The organism is Verrucosispora sp. WMMD573 (assembly GCF_027497175.1).
Classification (GTDB): Bacteria; Actinomycetota; Actinomycetes; order Mycobacteriales; family Micromonosporaceae; genus Micromonospora.
The window spans coordinates 1,191,179-1,207,361 of sequence record NZ_CP114901.1 but is presented as its reverse complement, the minus strand read 5'-3'; the positions used below and the strand labels follow the sequence as shown (position 1 = coordinate 1,207,361).

Annotated in this window: 11 protein-coding genes; 5 read left to right on the top strand and 6 right to left on the bottom strand. The window is 71.6% G+C overall.

Features of this window, described 5'->3' with window-relative positions:
- Nucleotides 1–95 precede the first annotated feature (95 nt).
- Nucleotides 96–1,754 carry an FAD-dependent oxidoreductase gene (locus tag O7601_RS05525; protein WP_281565161.1) on the top strand — a complete coding sequence of 553 codons (1,659 nt, stop codon included), beginning with the start codon at nt 96–98 and terminating at the stop codon, nt 1,752–1,754.
- Nucleotides 1,751–3,202 (top strand): ATP-binding protein, encoded by a 1,452-nt coding sequence (locus tag O7601_RS05520; protein WP_281565160.1) that lies wholly within the window; start codon nt 1,751–1,753, stop codon nt 3,200–3,202. The genes O7601_RS05525 and O7601_RS05520 overlap by 4 nt, the downstream gene beginning before the upstream one ends.
- A gap of 34 nt (nt 3,203–3,236) precedes the next feature.
- On the opposite strand, the gene O7601_RS05515 is transcribed toward O7601_RS05520, so the two are convergent.
- The 5 genes from O7601_RS05515 to O7601_RS05495 form a co-directional block, all read right to left on the bottom strand.
- A complete protein-coding gene (locus tag O7601_RS05515) occupies nt 3,237–4,637 on the bottom strand; it encodes an MBL fold metallo-hydrolase (RefSeq protein ID WP_281565159.1) in 1,401 nt (466 codons plus the stop codon).
- Nucleotides 4,638–4,834: 197 nt separating this feature from the next.
- Nucleotides 4,835–9,208, bottom strand: coding sequence for an ExeM/NucH family extracellular endonuclease (locus O7601_RS05510; protein ID WP_281565158.1), 4,374 nt, complete (start codon nt 9,206–9,208; stop codon nt 4,835–4,837).
- 223 nt (nt 9,209–9,431) lie between these two features.
- Nucleotides 9,432–10,124, bottom strand: a complete 693-nt coding sequence (locus tag O7601_RS05505) for a hypothetical protein (protein ID WP_281565157.1) — start codon at nt 10,122–10,124, stop codon at nt 9,432–9,434.
- A complete protein-coding gene (gene eccE, locus O7601_RS05500) occupies nt 10,121–11,602 on the bottom strand; it encodes a type VII secretion protein EccE (RefSeq protein WP_281565156.1) in 1,482 nt (493 codons plus the stop codon). The genes O7601_RS05505 and eccE overlap by 4 nt, the downstream gene beginning before the upstream one ends.
- A 31-nt stretch (nt 11,603–11,633) precedes the next feature.
- Nucleotides 11,634–13,313 (bottom strand): right-handed parallel beta-helix repeat-containing protein, encoded by a 1,680-nt coding sequence (locus O7601_RS05495; protein WP_281565155.1) that lies wholly within the window; start codon nt 13,311–13,313, stop codon nt 11,634–11,636.
- A 188-nt stretch (nt 13,314–13,501) separates the two neighbouring features.
- Here O7601_RS05495 and O7601_RS05490 point away from each other — a divergent pair, with 188 nt between their 5' ends.
- Genes O7601_RS05490 through O7601_RS05480 form a run of 3 tightly spaced genes read left to right on the top strand, consistent with a single transcriptional unit; the run spans nt 13,502 to nt 15,620 of the window.
- Nucleotides 13,502–13,885, top strand: coding sequence for a YwqJ-related putative deaminase (locus O7601_RS05490; RefSeq protein ID WP_281565154.1), 384 nt, complete (start codon nt 13,502–13,504; stop codon nt 13,883–13,885).
- Nucleotides 13,882–14,367, top strand: a complete 486-nt coding sequence (locus tag O7601_RS05485; RefSeq protein ID WP_281565153.1) for an SUKH-3 domain-containing protein — start codon at nt 13,882–13,884, stop codon at nt 14,365–14,367. Before O7601_RS05490 ends, O7601_RS05485 begins: the two co-directional genes overlap by 4 nt.
- A complete protein-coding gene (locus O7601_RS05480) occupies nt 14,361–15,620 on the top strand; it encodes an SseB family protein (protein ID WP_348650256.1) in 1,260 nt (419 codons plus the stop codon). The genes O7601_RS05485 and O7601_RS05480 overlap by 7 nt, the downstream gene beginning before the upstream one ends.
- Before the next feature lie 44 nt (nt 15,621–15,664).
- Here O7601_RS05480 and O7601_RS05475 read toward each other — a convergent pair whose 3' ends face one another.
- Complete coding sequence (locus O7601_RS05475; protein WP_281565151.1) at nt 15,665–16,171, bottom strand: hypothetical protein; 507 nt, start codon at nt 16,169–16,171, stop codon at nt 15,665–15,667.
- Between the last annotated feature and the right edge of the window lie 12 nt (nt 16,172–16,183).

The following is a 16,183-nucleotide window of genomic DNA, read 5'->3' as shown; positions in this document are numbered from 1 at the left end:
CGGCGTTGGAGTCGGAGCCGGGTGTGGCACGCCGCTCGACGGTCCCGGCTGTCGTCGGCAACGGCGACGGAACACCGGCGTGGTTTCATGAGCCCATGGCGAACCCGGTGATTCTCTCCGTCGACGACGACCCGGCGGTCTCCCGGGCGGTCGCGCGGGACATCCGGCGTCGCTACGGCGACCGGTACCGGGTGGTCCGGGCCACCTCCGGGCCGGAAGCGTTGGAGGCGCTGCGCGAGATCAAGCTGCGTGGTGAGCAGGTGGCGTTGCTGCTGGCCGACTACCGCATGCCGGAAATGACCGGCATCGAGTTCCTGGAAGCGGCGATGGACCTGTTCCCCGCCGCGCGCCGGGTGCTGCTGACCGCGTACGCGGACACCAGTGCGGCGATCGACGCGATCAACCTGGTGGACCTCGACCACTACCTGCTCAAACCCTGGCACCCGCCGGAGGAGAAGCTCTACCCGGTGGTCGACTCGCTGCTGGAGGCGTGGGCGGCCAGTCCGGCCGCCGGGGAGAGCGAGATCCGGGTGGTCGGGCACCGCTGGTCCGCCGAGTCGTTCACGGTGCGGGACTTCCTGGCCCGCAACCTGGTCCCGTACCGGTGGTTGCTTAGCGACGACCCCGAGGGTGGCCGGCTGCTCACCGCGGCCGGGGTCACTGCGGCCGACGTTCCGTTGGTGGTCACCACCGACGGCAAGGCGCTGGTGGCACCCTCCGAGGCGGAACTGGCCGGACTGGTGGGACTGGAGGTCACCCCCACCGCGGACTTCTACGACCTGGTGGTGGTCGGCGGCGGGCCGGCCGGTCTGGGCGCCGCCGTGTACGGGGCGTCGGAAGGGCTGCGCACCATCCTGGTGGAGCGGCTGGCCACCGGCGGGCAGGCGGGGCAGAGCAGCCGGATCGAGAACTACCTCGGCTTCCCGGACGGGGTTTCCGGAGCGCAGCTCACCGACCGGGCCCGCCGGCAGGCGTTGAAGTTCGGCGCGGAGCTGCTCAGCACTCGGGAGGTGGTGGGCCTGGCGGAGGCCGGGTCGGCGCGGCTGCTGCGGTTCAGCGACGGGCAGACCCTCGCCGCCCACTCGGTCGTGCTGGCGACCGGCGTGTCGTACCGGATGCTCGACGCGCCCGGCCTGGCCGACTTCACCGGCCGAGGTGTCTTCTACGGTTCGGCGGCCAGCGAGGCGCCGAGCTGTGTGGGCGAGGACGTCTACATCGTGGGCGGGGCGAACTCGGCAGGGCAGGCCGCGGTCTACTTCTCCCGGTACGCGAAGCGGGTGCACCTGTTGATCCGGGGCGCGGACCTGACCGCGTCGATGTCCCGATACCTCATCGACCAACTGGGCCGTGTCGACCAGGTGATCGTGCACCCGTACAGCGAGGTGGTGGGTGCCGCCGGTGACGAGCACCTGCAACGGCTGACCCTGCGGGACAACCGGACCGGCGAACAGCGGGAGGTGGAGACGTCATGGCTGTTCGTCTTCATCGGTGCCGAGCCCCGCACCGGATGGTTGGACGGCACGCTGGTCCGCGACGAGCGGGGTTTCGTGGTGACCGGACCGGACCTGGTCACCGGGGGACGCCGACCGTCGGGCTGGTCGCTGCCACGTGAGCCGTACCACCTCGAATCGAGCGTGCCCGGGGTGTTCGCCGCCGGTGACGTACGCGCGGCCTCGGTGAAGCGGGTGGCCTCGGCCGTCGGCGAGGGCGCCATGGCCGTGTCGCTGGTGCACCGGTACCTGGAGGCACAGTGACCAGCGGGGATCCGGGCAGCGGCCCGCTGCGGCGGCTGACCGCTGACGACCTGCGGACGCTGTTCCTCTTCGAGTCGCTCGACGACGCGCAGTTGACCTGGCTGGCCGATCAGGGCCGGGTCGAGCGGCGGGACGAAGGGGCCCTGGTCTACGCCGAGGGCGATCCGGCGGAGTGCTTCTTCGTCCTGCTCGACGGCACGGTACGGCTCTGCCGCACGGTGCACGGTGACCAGGTGGAGATCAGCCGCACCGCCCAACGCGGCGTGTACGGCGGGGCCACCCAGGCATACCTGGGCGAGGACCGGCAGTACCGCAACAGCATGTGGGCGCTGACCGACGCCGAGTTCTTCGTGCTGCCGGCGGAGCAGTTCGCCCACGCGGTGCGTACCTGGTTTCCGATGGCGATGCACCTGCTGGAGGGCATGTTCATCGGGATGCGGGACACGCAGACGCTTATCGGCGAGCGTGAGCGGCTGCTGGCGTTGGGCTCCCTGTCGGCGGGCCTGACCCACGAGCTGAACAATCCGGCGAGCGCGGCGGTGCGGGCCACCACCAGTCTGCGCGAGCGGATCGCCGGGATGCGGCACAAGCTCGCCATGATCGCCGACGGCCGGCTCGACGGCCGGCGGCTGCATGCCCTGGTGGGTCTCCAGGAGGAGGCGGTCGAGCGGGTGGCCAAGGCGCCGACGCTGTCACCGTTGGCGACAAGTGACGCCGAGGACGAGTTGACCGACTGGCTGGACGACCGGGGCCTGACCGCCGGTTGGGAGCTGGCGTCGACGCTGGTCAGCGCAGGGCTGGACGTCGACTGGCTGGAGCGGGTCCGCGGGTCGGTCGGCGAGGAGGACCTGGAAGCGGCGGTGCGCTGGCTGACCTACACGGTCGAGACCGAACTGCTCATGCGGGAGATCGCGGACGCCGCCACCCGGATCTCCACCCTGGTCGGTGCCGCCAAGCAGTACTCCCAGCTGGACCGGGCGCCGTACCAGGTGGTGGACGTGCACGAGCTGCTCGACGCCACGTTGGTGATGTTCAAGGGGAAGATCGCCGCCGGGGTCCGGCTGGTCCGCGAGTACGACCGGGGCCTGCCGCCCATTCCGGCGTACGCCGCCGAGCTGAACCAGGTGTGGAGCAACCTGATCGACAACGCGCTGGGTGCGATGGGTGCCGACGGGTTGCTCACCGTCCGCACTCTTCGCCAGGACGACTGGTTGATCGTTGAGATCGTCGACACCGGGCCGGGTATCCCGGACGACGTCCGGCCCCGGATCTTCGAGCCGTTCTTCACCACCAAGCCGGTAGGTGAGGGCACCGGCCTCGGTCTGGACATCTCCTACCGGATCGTGGTCAACAAGCACCACGGGGACATCCGGGTGACGAGCATGCCCGGTAGCACCCTGTTCCGGGTTCTGCTGCCGATAAGTCCGCCGGAACCGCCGGCCGGGTGACCCGGCCACCGGCAGCGATCGGGCCGGCCAGCGGTCAGGCGCTGCGGTTCAGTCGTACGCCGGCCTGCTCGGCGTGGTCGAAGAGGTCGTTGACGAGCACCACGTCGCGGCCGGCATTGGCCAGCAGGGAGGCGGCGAGGGCGGCCCGGTAGCCGGACCCGCAGTGCACCCAGACGGTGCCGGCCGGGATGTCGGCCAGTCGGCGGGGCAGCTCGGGCAACGGTACGTGCACGGCATCCTCGACATGGCCGTCCCGCCACTCGTTGCCCAGCCGCACGTCGAGGACGACCTGCGGGGCGGGCAGCCCGGCCGGCGGCTTCCCGCGCTGCGTGGCGGCCAGCGCCGGGAAGTCCCCGACCAGCAGTTCGCGCAGCTCGGTGGGCTCGTCGGCCCACTGCCGGGGAGCACCGGTCGCCTGGGCGGCCGGCCGATCGATACCGATCCGGACCAGTTCGCGCTGGGCGTCGGCGACCTGCTCCGGCGTCTCGGCCAGCAGCGTGACCGGGGTGCCCCAGTCGATGAGCCAGCCGAGCCAGGTCGACATGGGGCCGTCGAGGCCGAGACTCACCGTGCCGGCCAGATGCGAGACCGCGTACGCCTTGCGGTGTCGCAGGTCGACCACCCACTCCCCGGCGGCGATGCGTTCCCGCAGCTGCGAGGCGTCGGCCCGGGTCACCGGAGTGAGGTCCACCGGCGCCGGACCGCCGGTGTTGGCCACCCCCATGTGCGCGTAGTACGCCGGGTAGGCGTCCAGACCGGCCAGGGTTTCGGTGACGAACTCGGTCGCGGCCAGCCGGAAGACCGGGTTGACCTGCTTTTCCCGGCCGATCGTCGAGTCCGGGGCGTCGGCCTGGCTGGCCGAGCAGAAGCTGCCGAAGCCGTGGGTCGGCCACACCTGCGCCCCGTCGGGCAGCAGGTCGGCGAGCCGTTTCGCCGAGCTGTGCTGACGCTTGGCCAACTCGTGTGCGTGCTCGGCACCGAGCAGGTCGGTGCGGCCGGTGGTGCCGAACAGCAGCGATCCTCCGGTGAAGACCCCCGCCGGGGTCCAGCCACCGCCGGTGTCCTCTTCGAGTACGTACGACAGGTGGTGGAAGGTGTGGCCCGGGGTGGCCACGGCCCGGAGCCGCAGCGCCTCGGAGACCTCGATGACGTCGCCGTCGCCGACCGGTAGCCGGTCGAAGCCAACCTCGTCGTCGGCGGCCACCAGGTAACGCGCCCCGGTCAGCCGGGTCAGGTCCAGCCCGCCGGAGACGTAGTCGTTGTGCAGGTGCGTCTCGACCACGTGGGTGATCCGCACGCCGGCCGCGCCGGCGAGGTACAGCACCCGGTCGATGTCCCGTTGTGGGTCCACCACGACCGCTACCCGGCCGTCGGCGGCCAGGTAGCTGCGGTCGCCGAGGGACGACGTCGTGATGACCGAAACCTGCACCGTCATGCCAACTCCTCGGTTGCTCGTCTCCAGGGAGTGCTTACCCGGCGGGGGTGCGGAGATGCCGCCCCGATCGGGTAGCCGATTCCGAATATACCCCGGGGGGTATGCGTTGACCACTCCAACGGGCCGTCCGGAACGAACCGGGCACCGGTCCGCGGTCGAAGCAACTCCGACCGCGGACCGGCGTGGTCACCTACCGGTCACAGGCGTGCGCACTGACCCGCCGCCGGGCCCCGCACCGTGTTCGGCCGACCCTCGTTCACCGGGGCGGGCGTGTTGCCCGAGCAGGCCAGCGGGCCGCTGATGGTGTTGGCGGCGACGACCACCGGCTGGCTGCCGGAGTTGCCCGTCACCACCACCGGGCCGCTGACGGTGGCCCCGTCGACCCGTACCCCGCCGAGGTTGGCCACCAGCGTCACCGGCCCGTTGATCCGGGTCTCGCTGATCTTGAGGTCACCGGTGGCGCCAGCCACCGTGACCGGGCCGGAGACCTTCGTGGCCGACAGTTCGAACAGCACCGGCCGGGTGGCGGAGACCGGGCCGTTGATGCTGCCGCCGGTCACCCGCAGGGAAGCCCCCGCAGCGATCGACACCGGACCGGCGATCGTAGCGTTCTCCACGCAGGTCAGGCCGGTGGTCACGAGCAGCGGCCGGGAGTGCTTGCCGGTGATCGTGGTGGTGCACTCCGGCCCGCCCTGCCCGATCGCCGACCGGGGTTCGGTGTCCGCGGTCACCGGTGAGTTGGCGGCGAAGTAGCTCACCAGCATGGTGAGGTCGTTGTCGCCGGTGGTCACCGGGTCGGTGCCGCCGCCGAGGGTGGTGAAGTTGTCCCCGCCGGCGGCGAGGAAGGAGTTCACCGTGACCCGGTAGCTGCCCGCCGGGTCGATCGGCGTGCCGTTCAGGCTCATCGAGGTGATCCGCGAGCCCGGTGCGGCCTCCGGGTCGTAGGTGTAGCTGAAGCCCTCCGACACGCCGAGCCACAGCACCGGGCGAGACGCGCCCGCCGGTTGCCACTGCTGCTCCAGCACCTGCTTGATCTCGGCACCGGTGTAGGTCTTGGTGACCACGTCGTTGGCGAACGGCTGGACGGCGAAGGCCTCGGCGTAGGTCACCGTGCCGTCCTCGCCATACAGCAGGTCGGCCCGCAGACCCCCAGGGTTCATGAACGCGATCTGCGCCCCACCCCGGCCGGCGTCACGGGTGCCGGCGAGCTGCACGTCGGCGATGAAGTTGCCAAGCGCCGACTCCTTGCCCCGATCCTCGTTGCCGTCGGTGTAGGCCCGCCGGATGTCGGTGGTGATCTCACCGAGCTTGCGCTGACCCAACTCCTGCGCCCGGACCTTCGCGGCGGCCACGATCTCCGCCACCGCCGGGTCCTGCGGTGCGCCGACGACGTCCACCAGGGACGCTTCTGCGGCGGTGATGGTGCCCGTCTGCGGGTCGAAGGTCAGAGTGACCTTGCCCAGCCGCTTGCCGTAGTCCTCGGCCTGCACGATCGGCCGCAGCTTGTCGGTGCCGGGGACCGGCACCTCGAAGGCGTACGGCTGATGGGTGTGCCCACTGAAGATGACGTCGACGGTGGCGTCGGCGCGGGTGAACTCACCGAAGACCGGGTCGTTAGCCAGCGCCGCCGGGGAGTCGATGTTCTCGGTCGCGGCCCCCTCGTGCGCGAGCAGCACCACCACGTCCGCCTCGCCGTTGTCCAGGTTGCCGTCCTTGAGCTGGCCGGCGACCAGGTTGGCCTCGGCGACCGGATCGCGGAAGGTGATGCCGGCGATGCCGTCCGGGCTGACCAGCGAGGCGGTCTGCTCGGTGACCACGCCGATGAAGCCGACCCGGACGCCGTCGATGGTGTTCACCGCGTACGCCGGCAGCGCCCGGGTGTCACCCCGGTACACGTTGGCGCCCAGGTAGGGGAAGTCGGCCCGGTCGGTCACCCGGCCGGTCAGGTCCGCCATGCCCTTGTCGAACTCGTGGTTGCCCACCGCCGAGACGAGCAGGCCGGCCTGGTTCAACGCGTCGATCGTCGGGTTGTCGTCGTCGATCGCCGAGATGAAGGTGGAGGCGCCGATGTTGTCTCCGGCGGAGACGAACGCGGTGTTCGGGTTCTCCGCCCGCAACTGGTTCACCAGACCGGCCACCTGAGCCGCACCGCCGACCGGCTGACCCCCCACGCTCGCCGGTGACTCCAGTCGGCCGTGGAAGTCGTTGATGCTCAGCAGCTGGAGGTCGACCGGGCCGGTCTCCGCTCCGGTCTCGATGCCCACCACCAGCGGGTTGTGGTCGCTGGCCCGATACGGGTCCGGGGCGAAGAACGCGGCCAGGCCGTCGTACTGGAAGGCGTACGACTCGACCGCGTTGATCTGCCAGACGTCGACCCCGGTGACCCGCGACGCCAGCGACGGCGAGGCGAGAGCGTGGTCGAGCGAGCCCGACTCGCCGTTGAAGACGTAGCTGGTCTTTCCGGTGTCGTTCAGATTGCGGTAGTCCTCGTGGTAGAGGACCTGCATCGGGTCCTCCTGGGTGTACGCGTTGAAGTCACCCAGCAGCAGCACGTCGTCGGTTCCGCTGTCCGCCTTGACCTGATCCACGAAGGCGGCCAGCGCCCCGGCCTGGCGGACCCGGTCGCCGTTCCAACCGCCCTGGCCGTCCCCGGCATCCGCGTTGTCGCCGGTGCCGGCACCGCTCTTGGACTTGAAGTGGTTGGCCACCACGATGAAGTCCACCGAGCCGGCGGTGAACGTCTGCGCGATCGGCTCGCGGGCGTTGAACCACACCGTCTCGTCGTTCACCGACCGTGACGGACCCTTTGGCTGCGCCTTGGCCGGCTTGAAGATGATCGCCGTGGTGATGACGTCCTGCTCGGCCGCGCCCGGCAGCTCGGCCGGAGCACGCACGTAGTCCCAGGTGCCCGCGCCGTCCTCGCTGTTCAGGGCGGTTACCAGACGCTTGAGAGCCTGCTGCGGGTCCTCGGCGTCGAACCGGACCGAGTTCTCGATCTCCTCCAGCGCCACCACGTCGGCGTTGAGCGCGGTGATCGCTGAAACGATCTTCGCCTCCTGCTTGGCCAGCGCCGCCTCGTCGGCGGCACCCCGGGCGTCGCCGCCGAAGTGGACGAAGTAGTTCAACACGTTGAAGCTGGCCACCCGCAGGTCGCCGCCGACGTCTACCGGTCCGGCGGTACGCGGGTTGGTGGTCTTGAACGTGGTCCGGGCGGCCGGTGCGGTGTCCGCGTCGACCGGGCGGGTCGGCTGTAGACGCCACTCGTCGAAGCCGTACGACAGCACCGACGGACCGAACGCCTCCACCTGGTCGCCGACCCGCAACGGGCTGGCCGGCGAGACGTACGGCGGTAGCAGCCCGGCGGTGGCCAGGTTGGTCGTCCGGCCGTCGTCCACGAGCAGGCGACGCCGCTTGTTCTCGGCGGCCAGCGCCTGCGCGGTGGCCGAGCCGGGACGGGCCACGTCGGTGGGCGTCCGGGCCGGCTGGTCACCGGCGGTGAGCGCCACCTCGCCGTACCGGTTGGTGTTGTACACCTCCGACACGGCGTACGCGCCGACCGGCGCCACCAACATCGACTCGACCGACTCGCGAGCCGCTTCGTCCAGCGGCAGCTCGACCGGGACCGGTGTGGGCAGCGGTGCGCCCTGCGCGCAGACCTGGACGTCGGTTCGGGCCGCGATGGTCAACTGGGTGAGGCCGTTGAACTCGCTCGCCGTGCCGCTGACCCGTACCCGGTCGCCGATCGCGACCGGCGGGTGGTTCGCGGTGTTGGTGGTGAGGTACACGAAGATGCCGTCCGAGGCGGCTCCGGCGGCGACCGGGCGCTCGGCGCCGCTGCCCGCCGTCTGCACGTACACCCCGTTGTAACCACCGGCGCGGTGGTCGGCGGTGACGATGCCCTCCACGGTCACCCGGCTGCCGGCCACCGGCGTGGCCGTACCGGTGCCCTGCACCTCGGCGATCGTGTGGTCGACCGTGACGGTGCAGCCGGTCGGGTCTGGGTCAGGGTCCGGGTCCGACGCGGCGTTGCGGACCCCGAAGGTGCTGGCGGCGGGTGCCTGCCAACTGCCGTCGATCCTCTGGAGCGAGTGGTCCGCCGGGGTCGACGCGGTCTCCTGCACGCCGATGTCGACGCCGTCCCGGCCGTCCGCCGGCCCGCCGACCGCGCTGAAGGTGCCCTCGTAGGTCAGGAACTCGGCGACCTCACCGTCGGGTGCGACGAGTGCGACGCCGTCGGGTGAGCCGTTCTGGATGCCGTTCGACGGGTACGACTCGACGATTACGCCGGCGGTCGGCACCACGCCGCTCAGCGTTCTGGTGTCGTACGCCGCGCCGTTGGCGCCGTTGTACAGGACGATCTGCCAGCCGGTCAGGTCGAAGCCGACCGGCCCCTCGACCTCGATCGCCTCGCCGGCGTCCGTGCCCGCGTTGTCGTAGTGGATCTCACTGATGAACGGCGTGGTGGGCGCCGGATCCGCGAAGGCGGTGGTGCCACCGGAGAGGATGAGCGTGGTGGCGGTGGCCAGTACGCCCGGGATTGTGAGTAGTCGCGTACTTCTTGCGCGCTGCATGTATGCGGCCTCCGAAGGGAGTAGACCGTCGGAGGATAAGCGGCACCGGTGTCCATGCGGGAGCCACCAGGTGTACCAATGCGGCAAAGACCGGTCAGCTCAGCCGCCCTGGGCGGCGATACCGGTCAGCTCAGCCGCCCTGGGCGGCGATACCGGTCAGCTCAGCCGCCCTGGGCGGCGATACCGGTCAGCTCAGCCGCCCTGGGCGGCGATACCGGTCAGCTCAGCCGCCCCGGGCGACCGGGCCGATCAGCTGCCGCTCGGTTCCGGTCATGCTGAGCATCACCCACTGCACCTTGCCCTTGGTGATCAGGCCGACCATCTCCGGATGCAGCTGGGTGAACCAGCTCTGCACGCTGGCCAGACCGAGGGCGCTCGCCGCGGTGGCCGCCTCGGCCTCGGCGAGCCGCTGAAGCACCACGATGTCGCTGCGGACCAGGACCTCGACGTCCCAGCCGGCCAGGTCGTCGCGAACCACCAGGGTGGCCCGCCAGGGTGCGCTGAGATTGGTGTCCGGCCCGGTCACCGGCCCGGTGTCGATCACTACGAGCTGTGGTTCGGTAGGTGTGGCCGGCACCGGCGGAGCGACACCGGGCGGCAGGAACGAGGCGATTTCCCGGCCGATGACGCAGCGCCGCAGGAAGGCGTCCCACTCCTGCTCCCGAGCGGTTTGCACGAACAGTCGGGCACCGAGCGCCAGGGACCGGAAGGCGAGCAGTTCGGCTGCGCGTACCCCGCCGGTGAGCATCAGCCGGGTCGGCTCGGCCCGGAACACTCGCAGCCCCACCGGCTCCTGCTGACGGTTGCGGCCGACGACCAGCCCGCCGCCACCGGCGACCAGCCGTAGCCCGGCGACGGAGGCACCGGACGCGACGTGCAGCCCCATCCGACTGCCAGGAAAGGCGACACCGTTCATCGCAGGAAGCCTCCCAACGGCAGGGTGGCGGCCACGCCGTGGGCGTGCTCGCCGTCGAGTCTCTGCAGACGACCACCGTGATCGCGGATCGCCTGTTCGAGTGCACGATCGGCGGTGGCCAGCGCGGCCGGGTCGGCGCCGATGAGCCGGAACGCCACCTCCACCAGAGCGTCGTCGTCACCAGGGCGGTCGTTCTCCCGGGCCACCGCGATGGACACCACGCCTGCCGCGGCGGGTAGTCCGCGTAGCAGCGGGTCGATCTGCCACGCCCGGCCGGGCCAGGCGAGCAGTCGATGACAGCTCTGCGGGACTCCCTGAGCCGTCCAGCTCCGCCAGCCCTCCCGGGCCAGCGGGCGGTCGGTGCCGCCGGTCGCGCCTCCGGTCAGATGGGTCAGCTGGGCGACCGCGGCGAGCACCTCGTCCCGGTTCAGCAGCCGGGCCGTCGCCCGTTCCTGCCGCAGCTGACGCCGGGTGCGCCGGATCGCCGCGGTGAGCGCCGGCCGCAGGTCGCGGTCGGCGTGGAAATCGGGGGTACGCGGCGCGTGGAGCACCACCCACGCCTGCCGGCTGGCCGGCACGCCACCGTTCGTCAGTTCGCGGTACGCGCGGTCGACCGCCGCCGCGCGGGCGCGTGGTGCCGGGGTCACCTGGATCAGCACCTGCACCGTCACCACCGGCGTCTTCGGGTCGGCTGCTGGCAGCAACGCCACAGGTGAGGGCAGAGCCTGCGGTGCCCCCATGAGCAGCGCGCCCTCGGTCGGATCGACCTCCAGCACCGCGCTGAGCCCGCCCCGGTGAGTCAGCAGCACGGCCGGCTGATCGTCAATTTCGACCTGATCCAGCTCGACGGTGCCCTCCAGGTGGCGCAGCAGCCGCCATGGGCCGTCGGAACCGGCATCGACAAGTTGTCGGCTCCGCCCCCGGTACGCCCACCACACCGTCAGCCACTGGTGAAGCCATCGGCCTCGGTGGCGCACCATAGTCGGCGCGAGCGCCAGCACCACGACGGCGGCAACGGCAACGGTCAGCGGCAGGCCGTGCGGCGTGGCCGCCAGCACCGCCGCCGCACCGGCCTGCCAGGCCACGAGTTGGGCCACCTGGATTCCACCGACGCGCGGCTGCCGCCGGTGTGGGCGTACGACCGGAATCGCCGCGGCGTCCCCGGCCGCGCCTTCGGCGGCGGCCTGTCCCGTGGCGGCGGCCGTGGCCTGCGTTGCGGCCCGGCTCTCGGGCGTCCGGGCGGCGGGCGCGGCGACAGCGGCCGGTGCGGCGGCCCGACTGGTGTACGCGGTACCGACCGTGGCCCGCCCCTGCCCACGCTGAGTCGCCCAGGTGTGGCCGGGTCCGGTACCGCCCAGCGTCGGTGCCGGCGCTGCGCCCTGCTGCTGGGGCGTGCGCTGCTGTGGCGGCGGTGCCGCCACCCCCGGGTGATGCTGCCAACCCGGCTCGCCCGGCTGAGCCGCACCCGGATGCGTCACCGCACGTCCCTCCCTGACCGGCGCGGCATCGTCATCGCCCGATCGCGGCGCGTACGTCGGCCACGGTCACGGTCCGCAGCTCGTCGAGGCTCGGACGCTGCCCGGACTGGCGCAACCGCTGAGCCTGTGCCTTGCGTACCCCCTCGAAGAGCTTGCGCGCCTCCCGCGCGTTGCCGAAATTCTGGTCCCGTTCGATGGTGCCGAAGTGCTCCCGGAGCACCTCGGACACGCCATCGGCGAGCAGGTACTCATCGCCGCCGGCCATCCGCTCCACGATGACCACCAACTGCTCCGGGGAGTAGTTGCCAAACTCGACAGTCTTGGCGAAGCGGGAGGCCAGACCGGGGTTGGCGTCGAGGAACTGGAGCATCTCGCCGGTGTAGCCGGCCGCGATCACAGCGATCTCGTCGCGGTGATCCTCCATGAGCTTGACCAGCGTGTCGATGGCCTCCTGCCCGAAGTCGCCGCCGGTGCCCGACGACCGGGACAGGGTGTACGCCTCATCGATGAAGAGCACGCCCCCGCGCGCCAGTTCGAACGCGGCGGCGGTCTTCTCGGCGGTGTGGCCGATGTACTGGCCGACCAGGTCACGTCGGGAGACCTCGCGGAAGGCGCCGCCGGGCAGCGCGCCCAGCGCCGCCAGCAGGTCACCGTAGATGCGCGCCACCGTGGTCTTACCGGTGCCGGGGGCACCCGCGAAGATCAGGTGATGGCTGACCGCGCCGACGGGTAGCCCGGCGCTGCGCCGCCACTCGTTGACCTGGATCTCGTCGATGAGGGCGCGGACCTCCTCCTTCACCGATTCCAGGCCGACCATGGCCGCCAGCTCGGCCAGCAGCTTCTCCACCCGGGCGGCGTCCTGACCGGTGGTGGCGCGGGCGGCGTCGGCGCCGAACGTGGCCTTACGGTTGACGGTGCCCTCGACGATGGTCGGGTCGGCACCCTCGGCGATCTCGATCGCCGGCTGGCCGGTGTTCTCTGTGGTGCACTCCTCCACACTGCCGCGACAGCCCCGGGCGAAGGAGACCGCCGGCCCACGGGTGTCGCGGATCCGGCAGCGACGCAGCACCGGGGCGCTCTGATGGACCACCGCCACGCCGGCCTGCCCGGTCTGGGAGATCTCGCAGGTCTCGATGATCGGTCGGCCGTACTGGTAGATGTAGATGCCCCGGTTGCCGCAGCGGGTCACTGTGCTGGTACGGATGGTCGGGGCCGCCCCGATCCGCACGATGATGCCGTCCTCGCTGAGATCAGTGAACTCGCACCCCTCGACGCTGCCGTCGGAATCCTCCACCACCAGGCCGTACCGTCCGCCGGTCACCCGGCAGCGGGTGAGCGTGAACTCCGAACGGCCGGCCACCTGGATCGCCGCGCCGAAGCCGGCGCTCAGCTCGCACCCGGTCATGGTCAGCCTCGCGCGGTCGGCCACCACCACCGGCGCGTCACCGGCCTTCAGGACCAGGTCGCGCAACTCCAACCGGCCGGAGTTGCAGGACACCGTCGGATAGGTCCCGGAGGACGCGTCGATGGTGACCGTGCCCGAACCCTGCGCGGCGACCACGCTGATGCCACGGTCGTTGACGAACAGGGCCTCGTGGTAGGTGCCGGGGCTGACCGAGACGACGGTGTCGTCGCTGGCCACCGCCAGCGCCTCCCCGATGGACGGGTAGGCACCGGGCTGATCCGGGGAGACGAGAAGGGTGCGCGTCATGGCTCCGGCTCTGGACGGCGAAGAGGGGGGCGGAACCGACGATATCCCAGGCGGTCGACGCGGTGTGAGCCCCTCGATGCCAGTGGTGCCCGGACGCCACCCCCGTCGGACGGACGGTGACGGTTAGGCTCGCTGGCGGGCCGGGCGAACCCTCGCCGGGAATCCCCTGTCGACTACCGGGAGGACGGATGGCGCAGCCACGGATGCTGCCGCTGGCGGCCGGTGCGCTGCTGGCCGACGGCACCGTCCACACGCACACCTCGGTACGCGGAGATCTGACCCCTGACCTGCATCCGGTGGTCCGGCGCTTCCTGCACGGGCTGCCGGTCGACCAGCGCGAGCGCTACGCCGGCTGGTGCGCCGAGGCGGTGCTGATCTCCGACCGGCTCTACGCCGCCGAGGCCGGCGGGCCACCACTGGACGCCGCCCGCTCCCGCGCGCTGCTCTGGGGCGCGAAAGTCCGGGTCACCCGGGTCCGCGAGGAGGGCGACCCGCGCCACGGCGAGGTTGCGCCGCCCTGTCGCTCCTGCGCCGCCCTGCTGGACTGGTTCGGCGTGGAGGCGCTGACATGAGCGAGCGCTTTCCGCCCCTGGTGGCGCAGACCCTCGCCGCCGCTGGCTGGTCGCCCGACCGCTCCGACGAGAGCCGGGGCCGCGAGTGGGGACTGCGGATCGCCGCTCACGCCACACCCGGCGGTCGCCAGCACACCGTGACCGCCCGGGCGATCGAGGCGTACGCCGAGTTCGGCGGGTTGCGGGTGCGCCCGCAGGGGGAGGGCGAACAGGTCGCGCCGAGCGAATTCCACCTCGACCCGTTCCTGGTGCGGCACTCGGTGGAAACCCTCGCCGAGCTGGCCGAGGCGATCGGCGTGTCACTGAGCCCGCTCGGCGAAGAAGGCGACGGCGCCGGGATCCTGGCGGTCGACGAGCACGGTCGGGTGTTCGTGCTGGACCACACCGGGGACTGGTTCCTCGGCGCTGATGTCGACGAGGCGCTCAGCACGCTGGTGCTCGGTCGTCGTCCCCAGCGGGTACGCACGGACGGCACCTGGTGACCGGCTGGCAGCCCACCACGGCCACCGAACGCGCATTGCTGGCCGCCGCCGAGGCCGACGACCGGGAAGGGTTCCTCACCGAACTCGTCGCCGGACCGCTGTTACTCCCCGTGTCGCCCGCCGCGGCCGCCGGACGGGAGACGATGGCGTGGCCGACCGCGCAGCACGAGGGTGTCACCCACGTGCTCGCGTACACCTCACCGGCGGCGATCGCCGCCGGCATGCCCGGACGCTCGGTGAGCTACCGGGTGTCGGGACTTGTCGACATCGTCGTCGACTGGCCCCACGACGAATGGGTGCTGGCGGTCGACGCCGGGTTGCCGATCGGCGTGCGACTGACCGCTGACGAGCTTCGGGCCCTGAGCGCGCCGGTGGTGGAGGCCGAGCGACCGCTCCGTGAGGCGATCCGGCTTCAGGACCCGAACGCCCTGATGTCCGCCCTGCTCCGGGCCGAGCTGGTGCTGCCGGTGGACCCGGAGGGTTCGGCGACGCGGGACCTGTCCGATCCGGACTTTCCGTGGTGGACCGTCTCCGACGACCAGGGCCGGCCAAGTCTGCCGGTGTTCAGCTCGGAGGGTCGCCTGCGGCAGGCGCTCGGTGAGCGGGATCTGGTGGTGGTCAGCAGCCTCCAGCTCACCGACCACTGGCCGGATCACTCCTGGCAGCTGCTGCTCAACCCGGAGACGCCACTGGCGGCGGCGCTGCCCGGGGAGGCGGTGGTGACGCTGCGCGACTGGCTCGGCGAGTTGCGACAGGTGATCCACGAGGCGGCCGAACAGGAGCAGCAACGGCGCGACACGGCCCGGTACGCCGACCCGTCGACGGTTGGCGTGCCGGTGCCCCGCCCGGCGCCGGAATCCACCGCCGACGACGACCCCGACCCCGACGCGCCGCTGCTGCTGCAACTGGTCATTCCGCACCGCTATCTGACGTCCTACCTGGACGACGGGTACGACCGGGCGGCCGGGTTGGTGCACGCCTGGCACGGACCGGGGCGGGACACCCCGATCCGGCTGTACCGACGGCTGGGGCTGCTCGGTGCGGGCTCTCCGTTCGAGGAGTCGGACGAATGGGTGGCGGTGCTGCGCTGGCCTCCCGGCGAGGCGACGCCCGAGGATTGGGGACAGGGGCAGCCACGAATGGAGTCGCTGGTCATCCCGGACGGCACCGAGCTGCACTGCCTGCACGCCGACGGCCGTGACGAGCTGCTGGCTCGGTTCGACGCCGCCGGCCGCCGCTGGTCTCCGGTCTGACCCACGGTGCGCCGACCGCCGGCTCGTGCTGCCCCCGGCGGTCCTCAGCGGCTGCGGCCGGCGAACCAGGCCCGCGCTGGCGGGCTCTTGAGCAGGGTGAGCGAGACACCGGCCAGCCCACCCACCACAAGCGGCGTGACCATCGTCGGGTGATAACTGAGCTTGCCCTGCGCCAGCAGCGTGACGATGACCACCACGAAGAGTCCGAAGGTGAATCCGGCCGGCACGGCCAGGCCGGCCGCGTTGTCGCCCCTCCAGGCCAGCACGATTCCCATGGACGCGAGAAGCACCACCAGCAGCGCGATCGCCAGTATGCCGGCACCGATGCCCACCACCAGGAACCTGCCCAGCCCGTCGCCCTCGGCGCGCAGCATAGCCAGGAAGAAGGCGACCCCGGCGATCAGCCAGACGACGATCGAGGGCACCATCAGCAGGGCGGCGAGGGTGACGACAACGGGTCGCCGACCTCGCGTCGGCCTCGCATCGCCAGGAGGCGTACCAGGTGACGGGCCGAGGTTCGGGGACTCGCCGGCTGGCGCGGCGAACGACATGGATGCCTCCTC

Bases quoted from the DNA above. Each gene is read 5' to 3' on its own strand.
- O7601_RS05510 (WP_281565158.1), bottom strand. From the start codon at position 9,208: ATGCAGCGCGCAAGAAGTACGCGACTACTCACAATCCCGGGCGTACTG.
- O7601_RS05495 (WP_281565155.1), bottom strand. From the start codon at position 13,313: ATGACGCGCACCCTTCTCGTCTCCCCGGATCAGCCCGGTGCCTACCCG.
- O7601_RS05515 (WP_281565159.1), bottom strand. From the start codon at position 4,637: ATGACGGTGCAGGTTTCGGTCATCACGACGTCGTCCCTCGGCGACCGC.
- O7601_RS05525 (WP_281565161.1), top strand. From the start codon at position 96: ATGGCGAACCCGGTGATTCTCTCCGTCGACGACGACCCGGCGGTCTCC.
- O7601_RS05485 (WP_281565153.1), top strand. From the start codon at position 13,882: ATGAGCGAGCGCTTTCCGCCCCTGGTGGCGCAGACCCTCGCCGCCGCT.
- O7601_RS05475 (WP_281565151.1), bottom strand. From the start codon at position 16,171: ATGTCGTTCGCCGCGCCAGCCGGCGAGTCCCCGAACCTCGGCCCGTCA.
- O7601_RS05490 (WP_281565154.1), top strand. From the start codon at position 13,502: ATGGCGCAGCCACGGATGCTGCCGCTGGCGGCCGGTGCGCTGCTGGCC.
- O7601_RS05505 (WP_281565157.1), bottom strand. From the start codon at position 10,124: ATGAACGGTGTCGCCTTTCCTGGCAGTCGGATGGGGCTGCACGTCGCG.